Genomic DNA, 22,473 nt, shown 5'->3' with positions numbered 1-22,473 from the left:
ACACATTTTCGTACCACGGTCACGTCTCAGCTCATCGCAGTGCGGACGAAGGTGGAGGCGAGGTGGAGGTTGTTGGCCGGGTTCATGTCGGTGCTCGTGGTCGAGGCGTGCAGGAACGAGGTGATCAGGGACAGGCGGCGGGGTGCCTCGAAGACGACGGTGTAGGTCCTCGTCTCGCCCGCTTCCAGGGTGGGGAGGCGGAACCGGAGGTGCGTCGGCTGGGTCTCGCCGCCGCCGGGATCGAGCAGGCGGGCCCAGCCCTGGGTCGAGAGCCTGGCTTCGACGCCGGTCGCCTGCCTGCCGCCGACATTGGTGACGGTGACCGTCGCCGTCACCCGGGAGCCGGGGTCGGCCGTGCGCGGCACGTCCAGGTGGACGCCGATATCGGCCGGGTGGTCGCCCGGTGACTGGCCCGCCTTCAGCACCCACAGCGTCATCGTGCCGCGGCTCGGCGCCACCCCGGACTCGCTGTCGCCGGAATAGTCGGCCGTGACCAGATGGGTGCCGAACCCGAGATGCGAGACGTCGACGTTCCGGGCGATGGCGATGCCGTTGTCGACCGGGACCGGCGCGCCGAGCGGCTTGCCGTCGGCGGCGAACTGGACGGTGCCGGTGTCGATCTCGCCGGCGGGGTCGCGGGTCACCGTGGCGGTGAGGTCGAGTTGCTCGAAGTAGGTGACCGGGTTGTGGTTCGCGCTCACCGTCGTCGTCGAGGTCGCCGAGTAGACGGTGAGCTCGGCGCGTCCGGTCGACTGTTCGTAGACCTCGTCACCGAGGTAGTGCACCTCGACAGTGCCCCTGCCCGCCCGCAGCGGCGGCGAACTCGCGGTGCCGTCCGCGCCGATGTCCACGGGGTCGCCCAGCGGGGACCCGTTCTGCGAGAACTGGATCGCGCCGGTGGGGTTCGGCGCGTCCGGCTTCGGCGTCGGCACGGTGACGGTGGCGCCGACGACCGCGCCGGCGAGCACCGGCGGCGGTGGCAGCGTCAGATGGACCTCGGTGGGCACCTTCACCGTCTGCACCAGCACCCCGACACTGCCGAAGACCGGTGCGAAAACCCGGCTCGGGTCGTCGGCCAGATACGTGGCGAGCACGTGGTGGGCGCCGGGCCGCAGCCCGTCGATCGCGGGCAGCGTCGCGACACCGTCGACCAGTTCGATCGGCCCCGGCGTCGCGACGCCGTCGATCTCGAAGCGCACGTGCCCCTCGGGCGTCCCGAACGGCGGTGTGGTGCCCGGCTTCTGACTCACCTTCGCGCTGAAGCTGACCGGCTCCCCGACCTGGGCGACGTGGTTCGGCGCGCTCGTGGTCACCGCGATCTCGGTCGGCACCTGGGCGTCGTGCAGCCGGAACACCGCGCCGCCGATCAGGTGGGCCGGGTCATCGGTGGCCGAGGCGTCGACCAGGAAGCCGCCGGGCAGCTCGCCCTGCCGGGTCGCGTCCAGCGCGGACAGGTTCACCTCGGCGTAGCCGTCGGCGTCGGTGGTGGCCCGGATGGTGTCGCTGCCGTTGTCGAACACGGCGGCGGGCGGTTGACCGGCGGGCATGGCGAAGGTGATCGACTTGCCCGCCTGCGGTCCGTGGATCGCGTCGACGAACCGCACCCGCAGTGGTTCGGCGAACGGCTGACCCGAGTAGGCGCTCTGGCTGTTGCCCGAGATCAGCTCCACCCGGCTGCGTTTCGAGGGGATCGGCACGATCAGCTGGACCTTGCCCTCGTTGAGCCGATCCCGATTGCCGTGACTGCCGTCGGGCCCGTTGTAGAAGTGCGGCGGCTGGTTCGCGACGCTGTCGACGACGGATTCGCCGCCGCCACCGCCACCACCGCCACCGTCGTTGCCGTCCTGCGCGCCGTGGCCCTTGCCGCCGCCGTGGCTGCCGCCACCACCGCCGCCACCACCACCGCCGGTGGAACTGCCGGTGGCGTGCCCGCCGTGCGTGCCGTGCTCGCTGCCGCCCTCGCCGCCGAAACCACCGCCGAAACCGCCGCTGGTGCCGTCGCCCGGCTGGGGTCCGCCGGTGCCGCCGTCGCCGCCGTCCGCGCTGAAGCCGTTGCCACCGCCGCCACCGCCGCCACCCGCGACGACGATCGGCCGGTTCTGCGACGACGGCCGGGTGCCGCAGTCGGCGCCGTTCTGGCTCACGGCCGACGCGCCACCGCCGCCCGCACCGCTGTAGGAGGCGCCGGAATCCGCAGTGCCGCGATCGCCGCCGATCCCGTAGCCCCAGCCGCCGTCGGGCCCGCCGTAGTGGCCGACGTCGATCTTGAGCTGTTTGCGTTCCTGCACGGCGATCACCGCCTGCACCCCGCTGCCCGCGCCACCGGTGCCGACATCGCCGAAGTCGTGCCCGCCGCCCGCGCCCGACCCGCCGAGCACGTCGGCGAAGATCTCGTCCACGCCGTCGCCGACGCAGTAGTACTGCGCGGACTCGCCGTGCACGCCGAAGGTCGTGGTCCGGACGCCGTCGGCGGAGGTGAGGAACAGGACGTACCCGTCGCCGGAGACCGACGCGGTGGTCACACTCGCCTTCGACAGGCTCGGCGACGCGTACGAGGTGCCACCGCCGCCGCCCGCGCCGCCCGCGCCCGGCGCGGCGTGCGGACCGTGCGAGATGGGGGTCTCCGGCGCCGCCGCGCCGCCGCAGCCGCCGCCCTGCCCGGCGCCGCCGAGGTAGCCGCCGCCACCGCCGCCACCGCCGCCCCCACCACCGGTCTTGTCGAACGTGCCGCCCGCGCCGCCCGTGCGCGGACCACCGCAGGTGAGCCCGCTCGGCGTGGTGCCCGCCGGATTGTTCTCGCCCGCGCCGCCGGTCCACGGCGGGCCCTCCTGCCAGCCGACCGCCGCGCTGCCGTCGCCACCGTCACCGCCGTCGCGGCGGGAACCGCCGCCGCAGTAGAAGAACGTCGAATCCTGCACGGGCGACACGGAGAAGCAGTCGGGCGCGTTGCCGCCCGCCCCGCCACCGCCGCCCGCGACCAGCACCGGCGCGTCGTCGGGTCCGAGCACGGCCGAGGCGCCACCGCCGCCGCCACCGTTCCAGCCGCTCGAGTAGACCGTGCCGAAGTTCGTCAGCTGATCGACGGCTTCGCCCCTGGCGCCGCCGGACGCGTACGGCGAGAAGCCGCCGTTCTCCCCGCCCGCGCACCCGACCTGCACCTGGAACTCCTGCTCCGGCGTCACCCGCAGGCCACCGCTGACCTGCCCGCCGAGGCCGCCGATGCCGGTGAAGTTCGGATTCGGCGTCTGCCCCTGGCCACCGACCGCCTCGATGTAGAGGCTCGTGGTGCCGGCGGGAACCCGGTAGGTCTGGGTCCGGTCGGAGCAATAGAACACGTCGATCGACAGGCCGGATTCCGGGTCGTCGAAATGGTCGGACGTGCGCGCGGCGGCCGGGCCGGGTGGCTGGGACCGCGCGAGAGTCGCGGTGCCGAGGACGAGCACCACACCGAGAAAAACGGCCATCCACGCGTGAGCCGCAGCCCGTCCGGCCATGCCAGAACTCCGTTCGCCAGCGCCGTTGCTTACGAAACTTGCCGAAACGGTAGCGGTGGTTGTCGCCTCAACCCGCCAGCGACGCGCACATTTCTGCAGGTCATCGTGGTGGTGGGCGGGCCATGCCAGGCAGTCGTCGGGTGGCGGGGCGCGCGGCCGAGTAAGTTCGGACCCGTCGGCACACCGCCGACCCGACGACAGGGGACGCAGTGCGCGATCGGGGCACGACACGAGGGGCACGTACCGCCGCAACGGCTTTCGCGATCGCGGCGCTCGCGGCAGGCTGCGCGCTGGGCGACAAGGTCGACGGCACCGCCACGACCTCGATGGACTCCTTCGCCCCGTCCGCCGACAACCAGGACCCGTCCCGCGAGATCGCCGGCGTGACGATCACCGAGTTCCCACCCGGCCTGCACGTGACCAGCACGCAGCGGGTTGCCTATCCCGCCGTGCCGCCGCTGGGCGGTCCGCACGACAGCGCGTGGGCGGCCTGCGACGGCGTCGTGTACGACACCGGCGTCCGCACCGAGAACGTGGTGCACTCGCTCGAGCACGGGGCGGTGTGGATCGCCTACGACCCGGCCCGGGTCACCGGCGACGCCCGCGCGGCGCTGGCCGCCCGGGTCCAGAGCAGGCCCTACACCCTGATGTCACCGATTCCCGGGATGGCCGAGCCGATCTCGCTGCAGGCGTGGGGTCATCAGCTGAAGCTCGATAGCGCCGACGACCCACGGATCGACCAGTTCATCGTCGCCTTCCGCGAAAACCCTTACACCACACCGGAACCGGGCGCGACGTGCTCGAATCCGATCTTCGACCGGCGCAACCCGCCGCCGTACGACCCGAGCACCCCCGGCCCCGGCGCCGTCGACGGCAGCCCCGGTGCCACGACGACGATCCCGGACGGCGGCCTTCCCGGCCTCCCGGAGGGCGGCGTTCCGACCCCGCGGTGACCAGGCGCTAGCCGGTCATGTCGAAGTGCGCGGTGACCTTGCTCGGCCGCACCCGGACGACGAGCTCGCCCGGCACACCGTTGCGCTTGCCGAACTCCTCCGCGCGATCGGCGCCCATGTAGCGCCCGCCGATGGCGGTGGCGGTGCGCACGAGTTCGTCGAGGTCCTCCGAGACCGTCACCGTGCCCTGCACCGTGACCAGCCCGTACGGCGGTTCCTCGAGATCCACGCACACCGCGATGCGCGGATCGCGCGCGAACGCCTTGGCCTTGGCCGAACTCTTGCCGGTGTTGAACACCAGCTCGTCACCTTCGACGATGAACCACACCGGCGTGACGAGCGGACGGCCGTCGGCGCCGGTGTAGGCCACCTTGCCCGTTCGTGTGCCGTGGGAGAGGAACTCGCGCACCCGGGAATCGGAGAGAGATGCCATGCGGGCCAGCCTAGGCGCGCATCCGCGCCGGCGAGCGCCCCGCAACGCCGGAGGTCAGAGCGCGCCCTGCTGACGGGCGGTCGCCACGGCCGAGGTCCGCGACTTCACCCCGAGCTTGGCGTAGATGTGCACCAGATGCGATTTCACCGTCGTCTCGCTGAGGAACAGCCGCTTGGCGATGTCGCGGTTGGACAAGCCTGCCTCGACCAGCCGCAGCACCTCGACCTCGCGCGGGCTCAGGGTGGTGTCGGCGCGCCGGACCCTGGTCATCAGCCGCGAGGCGACCGTCGGCGAGAGCACGCTCTCCCCCGCCGCCGCGGCGCGCACCGCAGCGAGGAGCTCGGTGGGCGGGGTGTCCTTGAGCAGGTAGCCGACGGCGCCCGCCTCGATGGCGCCGAGGATGTCGGCGTCGGTGTCGTAGTTGGTGACCACGAGGACCTCGGGCGGATCGGCGAGCGCGCGCAGGCTCGCCGTCGCGGAGGCGCCGGTGCGGCCGTCGCCGAAGCGCAGATCCATCAGCACCAGGTCGACCGGGTTCGCGGCGCAGAAGGCCACCGCCGCGTCGGCGTCGGCGACGTCGCCGACGACGGTGATGTCCTCGGCCGCCTCGAGCAGGGCGCGCAGCCCGGCCCGCACGATGGCGTGGTCGTCGGCGAGCAGCAGCCGGATCACGCGGCCGCGCCCAGCGGGAAGGACACGGTGACGGCTGTGTGCCCTGGTTCCGATTCGATCGTCATCCGTCCGCCCTGCTGCTCGACGCGACTGCGCATGGCGGCCAGCCCGAATGCCCCGGAGCGTGGCCTGCGCAGGATCTCGGCATCGATGCCGATGCCGTCGTCGACGATATCGAGGTGCACGTCGGTGTCGTCGTAGGTGAGGGTGACCCGCATGCGCGCGGCGCCCGCGTGCTGCACGACATTGGCGACGGCGCTCTGCGCGATGCGCACCAGGGCCGCCTCGATCGGCATGGGCAGCCGTTCCGGTTCGCCCTCCACCAGCAGTTGCGTGGCCAGCGTGGCCGAGCTGGCGCGCTCGCAGATCCGTTCCAGGGCCTCGGCCAGCGACTGACCGTCCAGTGCGGCGGGCGCCAATTCGTCGATGAGCCTGCGGGTTTCGGCCAGGTCGGCGGCGGCGGTCTCGCGCGCGAGCTGAATCCGGTCCAGTGCGGGGTGATCCGGCGCGGCCTGTTCCGCGGCGTGCAACAGCAATTGGATACTGCTGAGCCCCTGGGCGACGGTGTCGTGGATCTCCTTGGCCAATCGCTCCCGTTCGGCGAGCTTGCCCGCCGTGCGTTCACGCTCGGCGAGAACCGCCCTGGTACTGAGCAATTCGTCGATCAACCGCTCCCGCTCCACCGCCTCGCGATGGAGCGCCTGATACCCGAGCCCGATCCCGATGGCCACGGCCGCGCCGAGTACCGGCCCGACCACCGCGCCCACCGACCAGCCGCGATGGGCCGCGAACCCGACCACCCCGACCGCCGTGGCCAGCACCACCGCGACCAGGCTCCACGGCCTCGGCAGCAGATGCAGATAGACGAAGAACAGGCCGAAGGCGAGATAGACCGCGTCGGGGGTGAGGGCGAGCAGCGCCAGCCACAGGACGGTGAGCGAAGCCAGCCACACCCACACGCTCCACGAATTCCACACCGGCGCCATCGGATTCGCAGGCGATGCCGATGTGCGACCTGCCCGAGAGGCGGTCTCGTCCCCAACGGAAGGCGGAACTCCCGGCACCCGCCGATCACCCGAGCGGCGCGGCAGTTCGGTACCGGCGAAGTAGACGGCCAGCCAGACGATCGCCAACCCCACCACCAGGAATCCGTGCCCGCCCCCGCCCGGCAGCACCGCCCGCACCGCGACGACCACGGCGAGCACCGTCACCAGCACATGCAGGCCGAGCCGCAGCGTGGTGACGACCGGCGTCAGCGGGGACGAGTTCACCCGACCAGCTTATGTGCGGCAACCGGACCGGCATCCATCGAAAGGTGTAAAGCCGTGCCGACCTTGGATGGACCGGTTTTCCTGCGCCGGTGCGATGGCGCGAAGGCCGCGCCCGGCGAGAGTGGAGGCATGTTCGTCGCACTCCGAGATCTGCGGGCCGCCCGCGGGCGGTTCCTGTTGATCACCACGGTCGTCCTGCTGGTCGCCGTGCTGGTCAGTTTCCTCAGCGGTCTCACCGCCGGGCTCGCCCATCAGAACATCTCCGCGGTGCAGGGCCTGCGCGCCGACCAGGTGGTCTTCGCCGAGACCGGCGCCGATCCGTCCTTCGACTCCTCGGTCCTCACCGAGGAGCAGATCGCGCGGTGGCGGGCGACGGGCGGCATCGAGGTCACCCCGGTCGGCATCTCGCGGGCCAGGGCCGAGCACGCGGGCGCGAGCCCGGAACAGGTCGCGGTGTTCGGCGGCGACCCGTCGGCCTTCGGCAATCACCCCGCAACCGCACCGGGCGCGGTGGTGCTGAGCGCAGACGCGGCGCGTGAACTGGCCGCGGACACCGGCGACACCGTGCTGCTGGCCGGGCACGAGTTCACCGTCGCCGACGTCGCCGGCGACGAGTGGTACAGCCACACCCCGGTGGTCTGGACGAGCATGGCGGACTGGCAGGCGGCCAGCCCCCGTGCCGGCGCCGCCACCGTGCTCGCCGTGCTCGGCGACGCCCCGCGCGACGACCTCGACGCCGAAGCGGGCACCCGCACGGTGCCCGCGGACAAGGCGGTCGAGGCGATCGGCTCCTACCAGGCCGAGAACAGCTCGCTCACCCTGATGACGGTGCTGCTGTTCGCCATCTCCGCGCTGGTGATCGGCGCCTTCTTCACCGTGTGGACGGTGCAGCGGCAGCCGGACATCGCCACCTTGAAGGCCCTCGGCGCGACCACCGGCTCGCTGGTGGTCGATGCCCTGGCCCAGGCGGCGATCGTGCTGGTCACCGGTGTGGCGGTCGGCCTCGGCATCACCGCGGTGACCTCGCTGTTCCTCGGCGACGCCATGCCCTTCGTGCTCTCGCTCTCGACCACCCTGGTGCCGGCGCTGGCCCTGATCGCGCTCGGCCTCGCCGGTGCGGCGTTCGCGCTGCGCTTCCTGTTCACCACCGACCCACTGACCGCGCTCGGCGCGGCCCGCTGAAGGACTCCCCCATGGCGCTCACCCTCGCCGATGTCACCCTCACCTACCCCGACGGCGCCGGTCGGCTCACCGCTCTCGACAAGGTGGACCTGCGCGTCCCCGGCGGCACGATCGCCGCGGTCACCGGCCCCTCCGGGTCGGGCAAGTCGAGCCTGCTCGCCGTCGCCGCCACGCTGATCCGTCCCGACTCGGGCGCGGTGACACTCGAAACCGGCACGGACCGAGTCGATCTCGCGACACTGAGCCGACGCGAGGCCGCCGCCGTCCGGCGCACCAGGATGGGCATCGTCTTCCAGCAGCCGAATCTCGTTCCCGCGCTGACCGCTGCCGAACAGCTGGAGGTCACCGCGCACCTGGGCGGCCGACGAGTGTTCTCACGTCGCGAAACACGCTCGCGCGCAGAAGAACTGCTCGATGCGGTGGGCCTGTCCGCGCACGCGGACAAGCGCCCGGCCCAGCTCTCCGGCGGCCAGCGGCAGCGCGTCAACATCGCCCGCGCCCTGATGAACGACCCCGCCCTGCTCGTCGTCGACGAACCCACCAGCGCGCTGGACTCCGAACGCGGCGCCGCGATCATCGACCTCATCACCACGATCGCCCGCACCCACCGCGCCGCCACCGTCCTGGTCACCCACGACCCCACCCACCTGCACCGGATGGACGCCGTGTACCGCATGGTCGACGGCAAGCTGGGTCAGCTCGAGACGCCCGTCGCCGCGACAGCGTGAACACCCGTGTCGTGGGCGCCAACGCCCGCCGAGCAGACTGAACCCATGGCCGAAGCGCAGCGATTGATCGTGGTCGACGCCGCCAATGTCGTCGGCTCCCGAGCCGACGGCTGGTGGAAGGACCGCGCCGGAGCCGCCCGACGACTCCTGGCCGAGCTGGCGGACCTGACGACCAGGCTCCCCGAGACGAGCTCCCTCACCGTGGTCCTGGAGGGCGCCGCCAAACGCGCCGTCGACGGCACTGAACCGACCGCGCCACGCATGACTGTCGTCCTGGCCGACCACGCGGGCGACGACACGATCGTCGAGGTGGTGGCCGCGTCGACGACCGACGACATCACCGTCGTCACCGCCGACCGCGAACTCCGCTCCCGCGTCGAAGCCCACGGCGCCGCCACCGTCGGCCCCACGTGGCTCCGAGACCAACTCGGGTGAATCAGGGAACGGTTCCCGGTGGCGCGATCCATTGCGTCGGCTGGCCGGTCGCTTTCGCGACCGTTTCGAAGTCACGGTCGTAGTGCAGGATCGTGAGCCGGTTCGCCTCCGCGGTGCCCGCGATCACCAGGTCGGCCACACCGGCACTGCGATGATGACCTTGTTCGGTGAGCAGCAGCTGAACCTGCTGCGCGCGCGTCCACACCCCGTCCGGCGTCGGCACCCAGCCGAACAAGTCGTCCAGCAGCTCCTTCTTCCGCCTCCGGTCGGCCGGCGAGGTCGCCGTGAACAACAGTTCCAGTTCGACGGCGTCGCACACGGCGATGACGCCCGCCGTCACCGTCTCCTGCCAGGCTCTGCGAACGCCGGGGTTCGCCAGCAGCCGAGCGACGGCCGATGTGTCGATCAGATAGCTGATCACCGCCGATAATTGCTCTTGTCCAGCAGGGCGTCGAAGTCACCCTGCTCGGCCATCTCCGCCAGTCCGTTCAGCGCCTTGACGCGCTTGAGCCGTCGCGACACCTCCGCGAGCGCGGCGTTGACCGTGTCCTTCTTGGTCGTTGTCCCCAGTAGTCGCTGCGCCTCGGCGAGCGCCTCGTCATCGACCTCGATCATGAGCTTGGACATCGACACTCCATCTATACAGTATATCTAGGCCATATAGATAAACTATAACCCCCGAAGGCGTGGCCCACCAGAGAGCACGTCCGTCCCGAGCTGCTCGTCAGCGACGCTGATCGTCTATCAGATCGGAGACAGTGCCGCTGATACGAACGGGTTCCGAGGCGGGCTGTTTAGGTTTGCGGGCACGAGTCGTCCGCGACGGCGTCTGCGTCAGTGCCGCCAATGCCATCCGGCGCAAGACCGGGCGGGCCTTGGTGGCACTTGCCGGAGTGGCGCTGTGCGGGGTGGAGTTGAGCAGGCCGAAGGCGCCGTGGGCCTGGACGCGGGCGGTGTCCTCGGCGAGGTCGGGGTGCACTTCGCGCAGTACCTGGACCCAGATCTCGACGTATTGGCGCTGGGTGCGGCGCAGGGTGCGACGTTCGGTGGCGGGGACGTTGTCGAGGTCGCGGTCCTGGATGCGGATGAGTTCGGGGTCGCCGAAGGCGAAGTCGAGGTGGAAGTCGACCAGGCCCTCTAGTGCCTCGTCGGCCGAGCCCGCCGCGGCGACGACCGCGCGACCGCCGGCGAGCAGCCGCTCACTGACGCCGACGAGCAACTCGACCAGCAGCGCCTCTTTGCTCGCGAAGTGCCGGTAGACGGCGGGGCCGCTGATGCCGACGGCGGCGCCGAGATCGTCGAGGCGGACGCCGAAGAATCCGCGGTCGGCGATCAGCCGGGCGCCCGCGTCGAGCAACTGTTCGCGACGCTGGGCTTTCAACGCTTCCCGGCGGGTCACCGGGGCGGGTTCGACCGTGGCCACCTCGACTCCTTTCACCCGGGTCTGGACAACTCGGTTAGTCAAGATTAACCTGAATTCCAGTTATTGGCGATTAACCGGATGGCAGGATGGCGTGATGACGGTTACGCACGACCTCGACAACGACACCGCGGCCCCCACGACCAACCGGGCCGCGCACGAGGCGCTGGTCGGCGAGCTGCGGCAGCGGCTGGCGACCACGGCCCTCGGCGGTCCACAGAAGGCGCGCGAACGACACGTGGCCAGGGGCAAGCTGCTGCCACGCGAGCGGGTCGACCAGCTGCTCGACCCAGGCAGTCCCTTCCTCGAACTGTCCGCGCTGGCGGGCAACGGCATGTACGGCGACGAGTGCCCCGGCGCGGGCGTCATCGCCGGCATCGGCCGCATCGCGGGCCGCGAGTGCCTGGTGCTGGCCAACGACGCGACGGTCAAGGGCGGCACCTACTACCCGATCTCGGTGAAGAAGCACCTGCGCGCGCAGGAGGTGGCCGCGCAGAACAACCTGCCGTGCGTGTACCTGGTGGATTCCGGCGGCGCCTTCCTGCCGCACCAGGACGAGGTGTTCCCCGACCGCGAGCACTTCGGCCGCATCTTCTACAACCAGGCGAACATGAGCGCCAAGGGCATCGCCCAGATCGCGGCGGTGATGGGCTCGTGCACCGCGGGCGGCGCGTACGTGCCCGCCATGGCCGACGAGGCCGTCATCGTGCGCGACCAGGGCACCATCTTCCTCGGCGGCCCGCCGCTGGTGAAGGCCGCGACGGGCGAGGTGGTCACGGCCGAGGAACTCGGCGGCGGCCTGCTGCACTCGCGCACCTCCGGCGTCACCGACCACCTGGCCGACGACGACCGCGACGCGCTGCGCATCGTCCGCCAGATCGTCGGCACCCTCGGCCCGCGTCCCGAGGCGCCGTGGGAGGTGCTGCCGAGCACGCCACCCGCCAAGCCGGAGGACGAGCTCTACGACGTGGTCCCGGTCGACCCGCGCACCCCCTACGACGTGCGCGAGGTGATCGACCGGATCGTCGACGGCGAGGCCGGCTTCCACGAGTTCAAGGCCGAATACGGCAAGACCCTGGTCACCGGGTTCGCCCGCATCCACGGGCATCCGGTGGGCATCGTCGCCAACAACGGCGTGCTGTTCGCCGAATCCGCCATGAAGGGCGCGCATTTCATCGAGCTGTGCGACAAGCGCAAGATCCCGCTGCTGTTCCTGCAGAACATCACCGGGTTCATGGTCGGGCGCGACTACGAGGCGGGTGGCATCGCCAAGCACGGCGCCAAGATGGTCACCGCGGTGGCCTGCGCGCGGGTGCCGAAGCTGACGGTGGTGATCGGCGGCTCCTACGGCGCGGGCAACTACTCCATGTGCGGGCGCGCGTATTCGCCGCGCTTCCTGTGGATGTGGCCGAACGCGCGGATCTCGGTGATGGGCGGCGAGCAGGCGGCCTCGGTGCTGGCGACCGTGCGCGGCGATCAGCTCGACAGCGCGGGCAAGCCGTGGTCGGCGGAGGATCAGGAGGCGTTCAAGGCCCCGATCCGCGAGCAGTACGAGACCCAGGGCAACCCGTACTACGCGACGGCGCGCATCTGGGACGACGGCGTGATCGCGCCCACCGACACCAGAACCGTGCTCGGACTTGCCCTCTCGGTGTGCGCGCAGGCGCCGCTCGAGCCCGTTTCCTACGGCGTCTTCCGGATGTGAGAGACATGCTGAACAAATCCCACCCCGTCGACTTCGACACCGTCCTGGTCGCCAATCGCGGCGAGATCGCGGTGCGGGTCATCAAGACCTTGCGCGCCATGGGCATTCGCTCCGTCGCGGTGTACAGCGACGCCGACGCGAACGCGCGCCACGTGCGCGAGGCCGATGTGGCGGTGCGCCTGGGTCCGGCGCCCGCGCGCGAGAGCTACCTGTCGATCGAGAAGGTCGTCGACGCGGCGGTGCGCTCCGGCGCCAAGGCAGTGCATCCGGGTTACGGCTTCCTGTCGGAGAATTCGGCGTTCGCCGCCGCGCTGGCCGACGCGGGCATCGTGTTCCTCGGCCCGCCCGCCAAGGCGATCGAGGTGATGGGCGACAAGATCACCGCGAAGAAGACCGTCACCGCGTTCGGTGTGCCGGTGGTGCCCGGCATCGCCGAGCCCGGCCTCACGGACGACCAATTGATCACCGCGGCGGCCGACGTCGGCTACCCGGTCCTGGTGAAGCCGTCGGCCGGTGGCGGCGGCAAGGGCATGCGCCGGGTCGACCAGCCCGAGGACCTGCCCGCCGCCCTGGTCTCCGCACGCCGCGAGGCCGCGGCCGCCTTCGGCGACGACACCCTGTTCCTGGAGCGCTTCGTCACCCGGCCGCGGCACATCGAGGTGCAGGTCCTGGCCGACAAGTACGGCAATGTCGTGCATCTGGGCGAGCGTGAATGCAGCTTGCAGCGCAGGCATCAGAAGGTGATCGAGGAGGCCCCTTCGCCGCTGCTCGACGCCGCGACCAGGGCCAGGATCGGCACCGCCGCCTGCAACACGGCGCGCAGCGTCGACTACGTGGGCGCGGGCACGGTGGAGTTCATCGTCTCCGCCGACCGGCCCGACGAGTTCTTCTTCATGGAGATGAACACCCGCCTGCAGGTGGAGCATCCGGTGACCGAGATGGTCACCGGCGTCGACCTGGTGGAATGCCAGGTGCGGGTGGCCGCGGGCCAGAAGCTGGCCCGTACCCAGGAGGAGATCCACCTGGTCGGCCACGCGATCGAGGCGCGGGTCTACGCCGAGGATCCGGGGCGCGGCTTCCTGCCCACCGGCGGCACCGTGCTGGCGCTGTCGGAGCCCGAAGGCGAAGGCATCCGGGTGGATTCGGGCTTGTCGGCAGGCACGGTGGTCGGCAGCGACTACGACCCGATGCTGTCGAAGGTGATCGCCCGCGGCACCACCCGCGCCGACGCGCTGGCCGCGCTCGATCGCGCGCTGGAACAGACCGTGCTGCTCGGCGTCACCAGCAATATCGAGTTCCTGCGCTTCCTGCTCGCCGACGACGACGTGCAGGCGGGCCGCCTGGACACCGCCCTGCTCGATCGCCGCGTCGGCGACTTCGTCCCCGCCGCCGTCACCGACGTGGACTTCGTCGCCGCCGCCACCTATCACTGGCTGCGCCGCTGGCCCGCGACCGGCGGCGACCTCTGGTCCACCCCCTCGGGCTGGCGGCTCGGCGCTCCCGCGCCCACCACCATCCGCCTCGCGGCCGGTGACCAGGCGCGCCACGTCTTCATCACGGGCACACCGGAATCCGCGACGGTGCGGCTGGCCGACGAGACCGAGGCCCCGGAGACCAGCACGCTCTCGGCGACCCTGCTCGACGACGGCCTCGCCGTCACGATCGACGGCCTGCGCCGCGTGCTGCGCGTGGCCGAGGCCGACGGCCAGCTGTGGCTCAGCGGCGAGGGGCGCCTGGCCGTGCTGCGCGAGCTCGCCGAGGCGAGCGTGCGGGGCGACGCCGCCCACGTCGGCGACGCCGAGATCCGCAGCCCCATGCCGGGTTCGGTGATCGCCGCGCCGGTCACCGACGGCGCGACCGTCGAGGTCGGCGACCCGGTGATCGTCATCGAGGCCATGAAGATGGAGCACACGCTCACCGCGCCCGTCGCGGGCACCGTCGAGGTGCTGGCGCAACCGGGTGCGCAGGTGACGCTGGATCAGGTGCTGGTCCGCGTCGTCGCCCATCCCACCGACGCCGCCGAGCCGGCGACCGAACGCGAAGGAATCCCCGCATGACCGATTACCTGTCCACCGGCTCGCTGCCGGAGGAATATCGCCAGCTGGCCCTGACCGTGCGCGATTTCGCGCAGCAGGTCGTCGCGCCGGTGTCGGCGAAACACGATGCCGAGCACAGCTTCCCGTACGAGGTCGTCGCGGGCATGGCCGAGATGGGCCTGTTCGGGCTGCCGTTCCCGGAGGAGTTCGGCGGCATGGGCGGCGACTACTTCGCCCTGTGCCTGGCGCTCGAGGAACTCGGCAAGGTCGACCAGAGCGTGGCCATCACCCTCGAGGCCGGCGTCTCGCTGGGCGCCATGCCGATCTACCGCTTCGGCGACGACAAGCAGAAGAACGAGTGGCTGCCCCAGCTCACCAGAGGGCGGGCGCTGGCGGGCTTCGGCCTCACCGAGCCCGACGCGGGCAGCGACGCGGGCGGCACCCGCACCACCGCGATCGAGGACGGCGAGAGCTGGGTGATCAACGGCGCCAAGCAGTTCATCACCAACTCCGGCACCGACATCACCCGCCTGGTCACCGTCACCGCGGTCACCGGCACCAACGGCGGCAAGAAGGAGATCTCCACCATCCTGGTGCCGACCTCCACCCCCGGTTTCGTCGCCGAACCGGCCTACAACAAGGTCGGCTGGAACGCCTCGGACACCCATCCGCTCAGCTTCACCGACGTGCGGGTGCCCAAGGAGAACCTGCTCGGCGAGCGCGGCCGCGGCTACGCCAACTTCCTGCGCATCCTCGACGAGGGCCGCATCGCCATCGCCGCGCTGGCGGTGGGCGCCGCGCAGGGCTGTGTGGACGAGAGCGTGCGCTACGCCAACGAGCGCCAGGCGTTCGGACAGGCCATCGGCCGCAACCAGGCCATCGCGTTCAAGATCGCCAGGATGGAGGCGCGCGCCCACGTCGCCCGCACCGCCTACTACGACGCCGCCGCGCTGATGCTGGCGGGCAAGCCGTTCAAGAAGGCCGCCTCCATCGCCAAGATGGTGGCCAGCGAGGCCGCGATGGACAACGCCCGCGACGCCACCCAGATCTTCGGCGGCAACGGCTTCATGAACGAATACCCCGTCTCGAGGCACTACCGTGACAGCAAGATCCTGGAAATCGGTGAGGGCACGACGGAGGTGCAGCTGATGCTGATCGCAAGGGAGCTGGGTCTGTGACCGAGACGCGGCGGGTCGTCCAGCGTGGGCTGTGGTTCGAGGAGTTCGAGATCGGCACGATCTACGAGCACCGGCCCGGCCGCACCATCACCGAGGCCGACAACGTCCTGTTCACCACACTCACCATGAACACCCAGGCGCTGCACCTGGACGCGCACTTCGCCGACGCGCAGCCGCCGTTCAACCAGCGGCTGGTGAACTCGATGTTCACGCTGTCGACGCTGGTCGGGCTCTCGGTCGCCCAGCTCACCCAGGGCACGCTGGTCGCCAATCTGGGCTTCTCCGAGATGTCACTGCCCGCGCCGCTGTTCCACGGCGACACGATGTACGCCGAAACGCTGGTCACCGACAAGCGCGAGTCCAAGAGCCGCCCCGGCGAGGGCATCGTCAGCCTCACCCACACCGCCCGCAATCAGGACGGCGTGATCGTGGCGAAGGCGGTCCGCCAGACGCTGGTCAGGAAGGCCCCCGCATGACGATGACCGGAGACAGCGCCGCGCCGTGGGAGCCGAGCGGGCCGGCCTGGCTGTTCTGCCCGGCCGACCGCCCCGAGCGCTTCGCCAAGGCGGCCGCCGTGGCCGACGTGGTGATCCTCGACCTCGAGGACGGCGTCGCCGCGGGCGACAAGGTCGCGGCGCGCAAGGCGCTGATCGAGACCCCGCTCGACCCGCGGCACACCGTGGTCCGGGTGAACGCGGTGGAGACCGACGAGTACGCGGCCGATCTCGCCGCCCTCGCGCAGACCGGCTACCGCCGGATCATGCTGCCCAAATGCGAATCGGCCGAACAGGTTCGGAGCCTGGTGGGCTACGAGGTGATCGTGCTGGTCGAGTCGCCGCTGGGCGCGGTGCGGGTGGCCGAGTCGGTCGCCGCCGAGAACGCCATCGGCGTCATGTGGGGCGCCGAGGATCTGGTCGCGGGGCTCGGCGGCAACTCCAGCAGGCACGCCGACGGCAGCTACCGCGATGTCGCCCGGCACGTGCGCTCGACGAGTCTGCTGGCGGCCAAGGCGTTCGGCCGGTTCGCCCTGGATTCGGTGTTCCTCGACATCAAGAATCTGGAGGGGCTCGCGGTGGAGACGCTGGACGCGGTGGCGGTCGGCTTCGACGCCAAGGTCGCCATCCATCCGAGCCAGGTGGCCGTCATCCGCGAAGGCTACGCGCCCGACCCCGACGAGATCGATTGGGCGCGGCGGGTACTCGCCGAGGTGCCGAATCACCGTGGCGTCTTCGCGTTCGAGGGCCGCATGGTCGATGCGCCGGTTCTGCGGCACGCGGAGCGGATCGTCCGCCGGGCCGAACTGTCCGGCTGAGCACCGCCCGGCGCGCGGGCCGAGTACGGCTCGCGCGCCGGGGTAATCATCGGCCGGGCCGTCCCGGCCTGCGCAACCCCAGTACGAGGAGGACATCCGGTGCAACCGCAATGGGAACCGACCGCCCAGGACATCGCGTCGGCACGGATCACCGACTTCGCCGCCTTCGTCAGCGGACGGACCGGCCAGGAGTACCCCGACTACCAGGCGCTGTGGCAGTGGTCGGTGGATGACATCGCCGCGTTCTGGCAGGCGCTGTGGGATTACTTCGAACTCGGCCCGGTCGCCGACGGCGTACTCGGCGATCGGTCGATGCCGGGCGCGCAGTGGTTCCCCGGTACCCGGCTGAACTACGTCGACCAGATCATCCGGCAGGCGCGGCCCGATCGGCCCGCCGTCATCGCACTGCGCGAGGACGCCGAGCCACGGGAGATCTCCTGGGCCGAATTGATCGAGCAGGTCGGCGCTTTCGCGACCACGCTGCGTGAGCAGGGCGTCGAGGCGGGCGACCGGGTGATCGGGTACCTGCCCAACATCCCGGAGGCGATCGTCGCCTTCCTGGCCACCGCGAGCCTCGGCGCGGTGTGGAGCGCGTGCGGGCAGGACTACTCGGCCAAGGCGGCGCTGGACCGGCTCGGGCAGCTCGAACCGACCGTGCTGGTGACCGCCGACGGCTACCGGTTCGGCGGCAAGGAGCACGACAAGCGCGCCGACATCGCCGCGCTGCGCGAGGGTCTGCCCGGGTTGCGGGCGACCGTCGTCGTCGGGCAGCTCGGCCTCGAGGTGCCCGACAGCCTGGCGTGGTCGGACGCCGTGGCCGATCCGGGACTCGGCATCATCGAGACCACCCCGGTCGATTTCGATCATCCGCTGTGGATCGTGTTCTCCTCCGGTACCACCGGGCTGCCCAAGGGCATCGTGCACGGCCACGGCGGCGTGCTGCTCGAGCACCTGAAAGCCGTTGCGCTGCAGTCCGACATCGGGCCGGAGGACACCTTCTTCTGGTACACCAGCCCCAGCTGGATGATGTGGAACTTCCAGGTCGCCGGGCTGCTGACCGGCGCCACGATCGTCACCTACGACGGCAGCCCGACCGCGGGCGGCCCGGACGCGCTGTGGCGCATGGCCGCCCAGGTGCGCGCCACCGTCCTCGGCACCAGCCCCGGCTACGTGCTCGGGTGCATCAAGGCCGGTGCGGTGCCGCGCGCCGAGCACGACCTGTCGGCGCTGCGCACCGTCGGCATCACCGGCTCGGCGCTGCCGGTCTCGAGCGCGCTGTGGCTGAACGAGAACGCGGGCGAGCACGTGCAGGTGAACTCGATCAGCGGTGGCACCGATGTGGTGTCGGCGTTCATCGGCGGCGTGCCGACCGTGCCGGTGTGGCCGGGCGAGCTGTCCGCGCCCTACCTCGGGGTCTCGCTCGACGCCTACGACGAGAACGGCAGGGGGGTGCGCGGCGAGGTCGGCGAGCTGGTGGTGACCCAGCCGATGCCGTCGATGCCCGTCAGCTTCTGGCGCGACGAAGACGGAAAGCGCTACCACGACGCCTATTTCGACACCTACCCCGGCGTGTGGCGCCACGGCGACTGGATCACCCGCACCGAGCGGGGCAGCGTCGTCGTGCACGGCCGCTCCGATTCCACCCTCAACCGGCACGGCATCCGGATGGGCAGCGCCGACATCTACCAGGTGGTCGAGCAGTTCCCGGAGATCGCCGAGGCCCTGGTGATCGGCGCCGAACAGCCCGACGGCGGGTACTGGATGCCGCTGTTCGTCGTCCTCGCCCCCGGCGTGGAACTCACCGACGACCTGAAGACCCGCATCGGCACCGCGATTCGCACCGAGGTCTCCCCGCGCCACGTCCCCGACGAGATCCGCGAGGCCCCCGGCATTCCGCACACCCGCACCGGCAAGAAGCTGGAAGTGCCGATCAAGAAGCTCTTCCAGGGCGCCGACCCCGCCCGCGTCGTCGAACGCAGCGCCGTCGACGACCCGGCCCTGCTCGACTGGTATGCCCGGATCACCCCGACCGACAAGGGCTAATACACTTCTGGCATGAATGTCGGCGAGTCTCGTGGAGCACGTGGATCGGTTGTCGGCGCGAAGGACGGTGTGCGGCGGCGGCCGAAGAATCGGCGTGCGCAGATCGCGGCCACCTCGGCGATGGCGTTCGGCGCCGCCGGGTATCACGGAGTGAGCATGGAGGACATCGCCGCCGGGCTGGGGATCAGCTCGGCGGCGCTGTACCGGCACTATCCGAGCAAGTACGCGCTGTTCCGGGAGGAGCTGCTGCGGGTCGGCGAGGCGTTCACCGCCTCGGTGTCGGTCTCGGCCGAGGCGACGCCCGCCGCGGCGGACCGGTTGCGCCACATGCTGACCGGGCTGATCGGCGCGACCGTGGAGAACCGCGCCACCGTCACCCTGGTGCGCTGGGAGGGCCGCTACCTCGAGCCCGCCGACCGGCTGGTGCTCGACGAGCAGCGCACCGCGGTCCTCGCCGCGCTCGACACGCAGCTGGCGGTCCTGCGCCCCGAGCTCACGGCGGCCGATCTGCGGGTGTTGTCCACGGCCATGTTCGGCGTGATCACCAGCATCGCCGACCACCACGCGGCACTGCCCGCGCGCACGCTCGCCAGGCTGCTCAGCGCGGCCTGTTTCGCGCTCGCCGAGCCCGGATTGCCGCCCGCGGCAACGGCTTCCGAGCCACCGACCAAGGTCGAGATCCCGGAGTCGTTCAAACACGAACTGCTGCTGCGCAAAGCGGTGGAGCTCTTCCACGAGCGCGGCTACCCGAACGTGAGCGTGGAGGACATCGCCTCGGCGGCCGGGCTGTCGGCGGCCTCGGCGGTGTACCGCTTCTACCGCGGCAAGAGCGACATCCTCGCCGCCGCCTTCCGCCGCGCGGCCGACCGCGTCTCCGGCGCGATCGGTCCCGCCGTCGCGGGTACCCCCGACAGCAGCGCCGCGCTGGACGTGCTGATCGACCAGTTCGTCACCGACACCTTCGACGAACGCGCCCTCGCCGTCGTCTACTACGCCGAGTTCGGGCACGTGCCCGCCGAGGAACGCGCGGTCCTGCGCAACATCCAGCGCCTGAGCGTCCAGGAATGGGCCCGCCTCGTCCGCGAGGTCCGCCCCGCCCTCTCCCCCGCCGAGGCCCGCTTCCTCGTCCACGCCGCCTTCGCCATGATCATCGACCTCGGCCAGGCCTACCCCGCCGACCCCCGCGCCTCCCGAGCCAGAGCCACCCACCTCATGCACCGAGCCCTCCTCGGCTGAGCTGCGGAGTTCACCCGTTGTGTGTGAGGGGCGGGGGGTGGGGGCGGGCTAGTTTGGCTGTTCGGGCCTTCGGATGGAGGTGTGCGTGGATGGTCGGGCTGGTGGGCTGAGCAGGCGGCGGGTGCTCGGGCTCGGCGTGGCCGCCGGGGTGGGGGCGCTGCTGCCGGGGTGTGGCGGCGGGGAACCGCTGCCGTCGCCTGCGCGCACGTCCGGGCCGCCGGATCGGGTCGCGCTCGCGGCGGAGGCGTATGTCTTCGGTTATCCGATGATCATGCTGGACATGATGCGGGCCGCGAGCGCGCCGACCAACACCTTCGATCACAGCGTGCTGCCCGATCCGCAGGATCGCGGGGTGGCCAGGCTCGGCCACGACATGGTGTATTCGCAGGCCTGGCTCGACCTGTCCGACCAGCCGCTGGTGCTGCAGCTGCCCGGGATGGAGCCGGACCGGTTCTGGCTGTTCCAGCTGCTGGACGGGTGGGGCGACACGGTGCACGACCTGTCCCGCGAACAGCCGCGGACCACCGTCGACGCCGAGGGCCCGCCGTACACCTACGTGCTCGTCGGCCCGGACTGGACCGGCTCGGTGCCACCGCACACCACGCAACTGCACATGCCGTCGAACATGGCGACGATCCTCGGCCGCATCCAGATCAACGGCACGGCGGACGGCCCGCGGGTCAACCACTGGCAGCAGCGGATCCGGCTGATTCCCGCCGTCGCGTGGCAGCGCCGCGAATACGACTCGACGGTGAGCCGGGTCCATCAGATCGACCGGGGCAACGAGCCACCGGTGAAACGGATCGCCGCCCTCGACGGCCGCACCTATCTGGACCGGCTGTGCAGGCTGATGGTCACCGACTCCCCCGGCGCGGCGGACGCACCGCTGATGGAGCGACTCGCCCAGATCGGCGTACGGCCGGGCGGGAACGTCGACACCCTGTCGATGGACGTGCTCGACGAGGCCGTCCGCCGGGCGCGCCGACAGATCGTGGAATGGACGGACCCCACCGCCCGGCACGTCAACGGCTGGGAGATCCCGGTCGACCGCGGCACCAGCGGCACCGACTACCTGCGCCGCGCCGCGACCGCAATGCGCTCGCCCGGTCAGGCCCCGATCCACGACATCCTCTACGCCGAACTCTGGGCCCCGACCACCGACGACACGGGCCGCCCCCGCGCCTATCGCATCCGCTTCGACCAGGGCCAGTGGCCACCCACCCACGCCTTCGCCTCCCTCACCGCCTACGACCCCGACGGCTTCCTCGTCCGCAACCCCGCCGAGATCTACACGGTCGGCCACGCGCCACCGCCGGTCCCCGGCCCGGACGGCGCGGTGGACATCGTGCTCCAGCACGAGGACCCGCGCCCCGCTGTCCCCACCGGCAACTGGCTACCGATCCCGGCCACCGGCGACTTCTCCCTCACGCTGCGCCTCTACGCGCCGGATGAGCGGGCGATCGACGGCGACTGGCAACCACCGCCGATGACTGCCCGCTGACGCGTCAGCCGATGGTCGCGCCGGCCGGGACGGACTCGGCCGGAACCGTGAACACCGCGACGTAGTGGTCGGGTTTCACGCAGACCACCGGTTCGGTCGCGGTCAGCACCGGCTCCATCCGCGCCGGCGACAGGACCAGGTAGGCGCCGTCGTTGTGACAGCCGAGCAGGACGAAAGCGAAGGCGCGATCGGCGGTGGCGCGATCGCGCACGGCCGAGCGCACCCGGTCGGCCGCGACCGGTTCGAACCCGGTGAGGAAGGCGGCGAGCTGGTCCGGCTGGGAGACCTCCATACCGCGTGCGGGCTGGTCGGAGACCGCGGCGAAATGCGCGAGGCCGGCGGGCCCTGGCGGGTCGGGGCGCATGCCGCCCAGCCGGGTTTCCGGCGGAACCTCGGCCTTCGGAAGGGCGAAGACCGCGAGGATCTCCCAGGGCGCGGCGCATTCCTCGGGCGGATGGTCGGCGCCGGTGAGACGGACGGAGTAGTCGGCGTTCCCGGTGGTGGTCAGCTTCGCGCCGTCACCGGGTGCGCAGCCGGCGCCCCAGGCGAAGGCGATCAGGGCCTCGGCCGCGAAGTCGCGGGCAGCGAGGGTTTCGGTGATGTCGTCGGCGGTGTCCTCGTCGAAGAAGCGACCGGCGAACTGGGTGACGTCGGCGCGCGAGCGCAGCACGGTGCGTACCGAAGGGAACCCACGGTCCGAGGCGAACAGCACCTGTTCGGCGTGTTCCACATCGCGGGCGGTGGTGGTGCGGCGGGGCGGATCGAAGACGTCGGTCGAGCGGAGGACGACACTCAGGAACGCGCCGATGACCAGTCCGAGGACGAGGGCCACCGCGAAGCCCACCCGAGTACGCGTGACGGTCCGCATACCCCA

19 protein-coding genes and 1 pseudogene are annotated in these 22,473 nt (G+C 71.2%); 12 read left to right on the top strand and 8 right to left on the bottom strand.

Annotated elements, in window-relative coordinates; genetic code table 11:
• Positions 1-26 precede the first annotated feature (26 nt).
• The gene (locus DFR69_RS35595; RefSeq protein WP_167456376.1) at positions 27-3,494 is read right to left on the bottom strand and encodes an Ig-like domain-containing protein; all 3,468 of its coding nucleotides are present in this window, start codon (positions 3,492-3,494) and stop codon (positions 27-29) included.
• A gap of 209 nt (positions 3,495-3,703) precedes the next feature.
• Here DFR69_RS35595 and DFR69_RS22800 point away from each other — a divergent pair, with 209 nt between their 5' ends.
• Complete coding sequence (locus DFR69_RS22800; protein WP_244198409.1) at positions 3,704-4,447, top strand: DUF3105 domain-containing protein; 744 nt, start codon at positions 3,704-3,706, stop codon at positions 4,445-4,447.
• Between the two features lie 7 nt (positions 4,448-4,454).
• On the opposite strand, the gene DFR69_RS22795 is transcribed toward DFR69_RS22800, so the two are convergent.
• From DFR69_RS22795 to DFR69_RS22785, 3 genes are read right to left on the bottom strand one after another with little or no spacing between them, the layout of a single operon-like run.
• Complete coding sequence (locus tag DFR69_RS22795) at positions 4,455-4,880, bottom strand: PPOX class F420-dependent oxidoreductase (protein WP_110039665.1); 426 nt, start codon at positions 4,878-4,880, stop codon at positions 4,455-4,457.
• A 54-nt stretch (positions 4,881-4,934) separates the two neighbouring features.
• Entirely contained in the window at positions 4,935-5,552 is a 618-nt protein-coding gene (locus DFR69_RS22790) for a response regulator (protein ID WP_110039664.1), read from the bottom strand.
• Entirely contained in the window at positions 5,549-6,823 is a 1,275-nt protein-coding gene (locus tag DFR69_RS22785; protein WP_110039663.1) for a sensor histidine kinase, read from the bottom strand. The genes DFR69_RS22790 and DFR69_RS22785 overlap by 4 nt, the downstream gene beginning before the upstream one ends.
• A 129-nt stretch (positions 6,824-6,952) precedes the next feature.
• Between DFR69_RS22785 and DFR69_RS22780 the strand changes: the two genes are divergently transcribed.
• The 3 genes from DFR69_RS22780 to DFR69_RS22770 are packed head-to-tail and all read left to right on the top strand — an operon-like array spanning position 6,953 to position 9,168.
• Positions 6,953-8,005: an ABC transporter permease gene (locus tag DFR69_RS22780; protein WP_110039835.1), complete on the top strand. Its 1,053-nt coding sequence runs from the start codon at positions 6,953-6,955 to the stop codon at positions 8,003-8,005.
• A gap of 11 nt (positions 8,006-8,016) precedes the next feature.
• Complete coding sequence (locus tag DFR69_RS22775; RefSeq protein ID WP_110039662.1) at positions 8,017-8,733, top strand: ABC transporter ATP-binding protein; 717 nt, start codon at positions 8,017-8,019, stop codon at positions 8,731-8,733.
• A 45-nt stretch (positions 8,734-8,778) separates the two neighbouring features.
• Positions 8,779-9,168, top strand: a complete 390-nt coding sequence (locus DFR69_RS22770) for an NYN domain-containing protein (protein WP_110039661.1) — start codon at positions 8,779-8,781, stop codon at positions 9,166-9,168.
• Between the two features lies 1 nt (position 9,169).
• Here the strand turns inward: DFR69_RS22770 and DFR69_RS22765 are convergent, their stop codons facing one another.
• The 3 genes and pseudogenes from DFR69_RS22765 to DFR69_RS22755 form a co-directional block, all read right to left on the bottom strand.
• On the bottom strand, positions 9,170-9,589 hold the full coding sequence (locus DFR69_RS22765) for a PIN domain nuclease (RefSeq protein WP_110039660.1): 420 nt from the start codon (positions 9,587-9,589) through the stop codon (positions 9,170-9,172).
• A complete protein-coding gene (locus tag DFR69_RS22760) occupies positions 9,586-9,795 on the bottom strand; it encodes a type II toxin-antitoxin system VapB family antitoxin (RefSeq protein ID WP_110039834.1) in 210 nt (69 codons plus the stop codon). Before DFR69_RS22760 ends, DFR69_RS22765 begins: the two co-directional genes overlap by 4 nt.
• Positions 9,796-10,003: 208 nt before the next feature.
• Positions 10,004-10,591: pseudogene (locus DFR69_RS22755) on the bottom strand (SACE_7040 family transcriptional regulator); the annotation flags it as partial.
• 94 nt (positions 10,592-10,685) lie between these two features.
• Between DFR69_RS22755 and DFR69_RS22750 the strand changes: the two are divergent.
• The 8 genes from DFR69_RS22750 to DFR69_RS22715 all read left to right on the top strand — a co-directional run bounded on the left by DFR69_RS22750 (position 10,686) and on the right by DFR69_RS22715 (position 21,599).
• A complete protein-coding gene (locus tag DFR69_RS22750) occupies positions 10,686-12,293 on the top strand; it encodes a carboxyl transferase domain-containing protein (RefSeq protein WP_110039659.1) in 1,608 nt (535 codons plus the stop codon).
• Between the two features lie 5 nt (positions 12,294-12,298).
• Positions 12,299-14,350, top strand: coding sequence for an acetyl/propionyl/methylcrotonyl-CoA carboxylase subunit alpha (locus DFR69_RS22745; RefSeq protein ID WP_110039658.1), 2,052 nt, complete (start codon positions 12,299-12,301; stop codon positions 14,348-14,350).
• Complete coding sequence (locus tag DFR69_RS22740; RefSeq protein ID WP_110039657.1) at positions 14,347-15,507, top strand: acyl-CoA dehydrogenase family protein; 1,161 nt, start codon at positions 14,347-14,349, stop codon at positions 15,505-15,507. Before DFR69_RS22745 ends, DFR69_RS22740 begins: the two co-directional genes overlap by 4 nt.
• Positions 15,504-15,983, top strand: coding sequence for a MaoC family dehydratase (locus DFR69_RS22735; RefSeq protein WP_110039656.1), 480 nt, complete (start codon positions 15,504-15,506; stop codon positions 15,981-15,983). Before DFR69_RS22740 ends, DFR69_RS22735 begins: the two co-directional genes overlap by 4 nt.
• On the top strand, positions 15,980-16,819 hold the full coding sequence (locus tag DFR69_RS22730; protein ID WP_373867103.1) for an HpcH/HpaI aldolase/citrate lyase family protein: 840 nt from the start codon (positions 15,980-15,982) through the stop codon (positions 16,817-16,819). Before DFR69_RS22735 ends, DFR69_RS22730 begins: the two co-directional genes overlap by 4 nt.
• Before the next feature lie 99 nt (positions 16,820-16,918).
• Positions 16,919-18,862, top strand: a complete 1,944-nt coding sequence (locus DFR69_RS22725; protein ID WP_110039654.1) for an acetoacetate--CoA ligase — start codon at positions 16,919-16,921, stop codon at positions 18,860-18,862.
• Positions 18,863-18,874: 12 nt separating this feature from the next.
• Positions 18,875-20,098 (top strand): TetR/AcrR family transcriptional regulator, encoded by a 1,224-nt coding sequence (locus DFR69_RS22720; protein WP_110039653.1) that lies wholly within the window; start codon positions 18,875-18,877, stop codon positions 20,096-20,098.
• 85 nt (positions 20,099-20,183) lie between these two features.
• Positions 20,184-21,599, top strand: coding sequence for a DUF1254 domain-containing protein (locus DFR69_RS22715; protein WP_167456375.1), 1,416 nt, complete (start codon positions 20,184-20,186; stop codon positions 21,597-21,599).
• Positions 21,600-21,603: 4 nt separating this feature from the next.
• On the opposite strand, the gene DFR69_RS22710 is transcribed toward DFR69_RS22715, so the two are convergent.
• A complete protein-coding gene (locus DFR69_RS22710) occupies positions 21,604-22,467 on the bottom strand; it encodes a hypothetical protein (protein WP_146229402.1) in 864 nt (287 codons plus the stop codon).
• Positions 22,468-22,473: the final 6 nt, after the last annotated feature.

The sequence above is a fragment of the Nocardia neocaledoniensis genome (genome assembly GCF_003182135.1).
GTDB classification, from domain to species: Bacteria; Actinomycetota; Actinomycetes; order Mycobacteriales; family Mycobacteriaceae; genus Nocardia; species Nocardia neocaledoniensis.
Note: the sequence above shows the minus strand (reverse complement) of the source record. Positions and strands in the feature narration are given on the sequence as shown.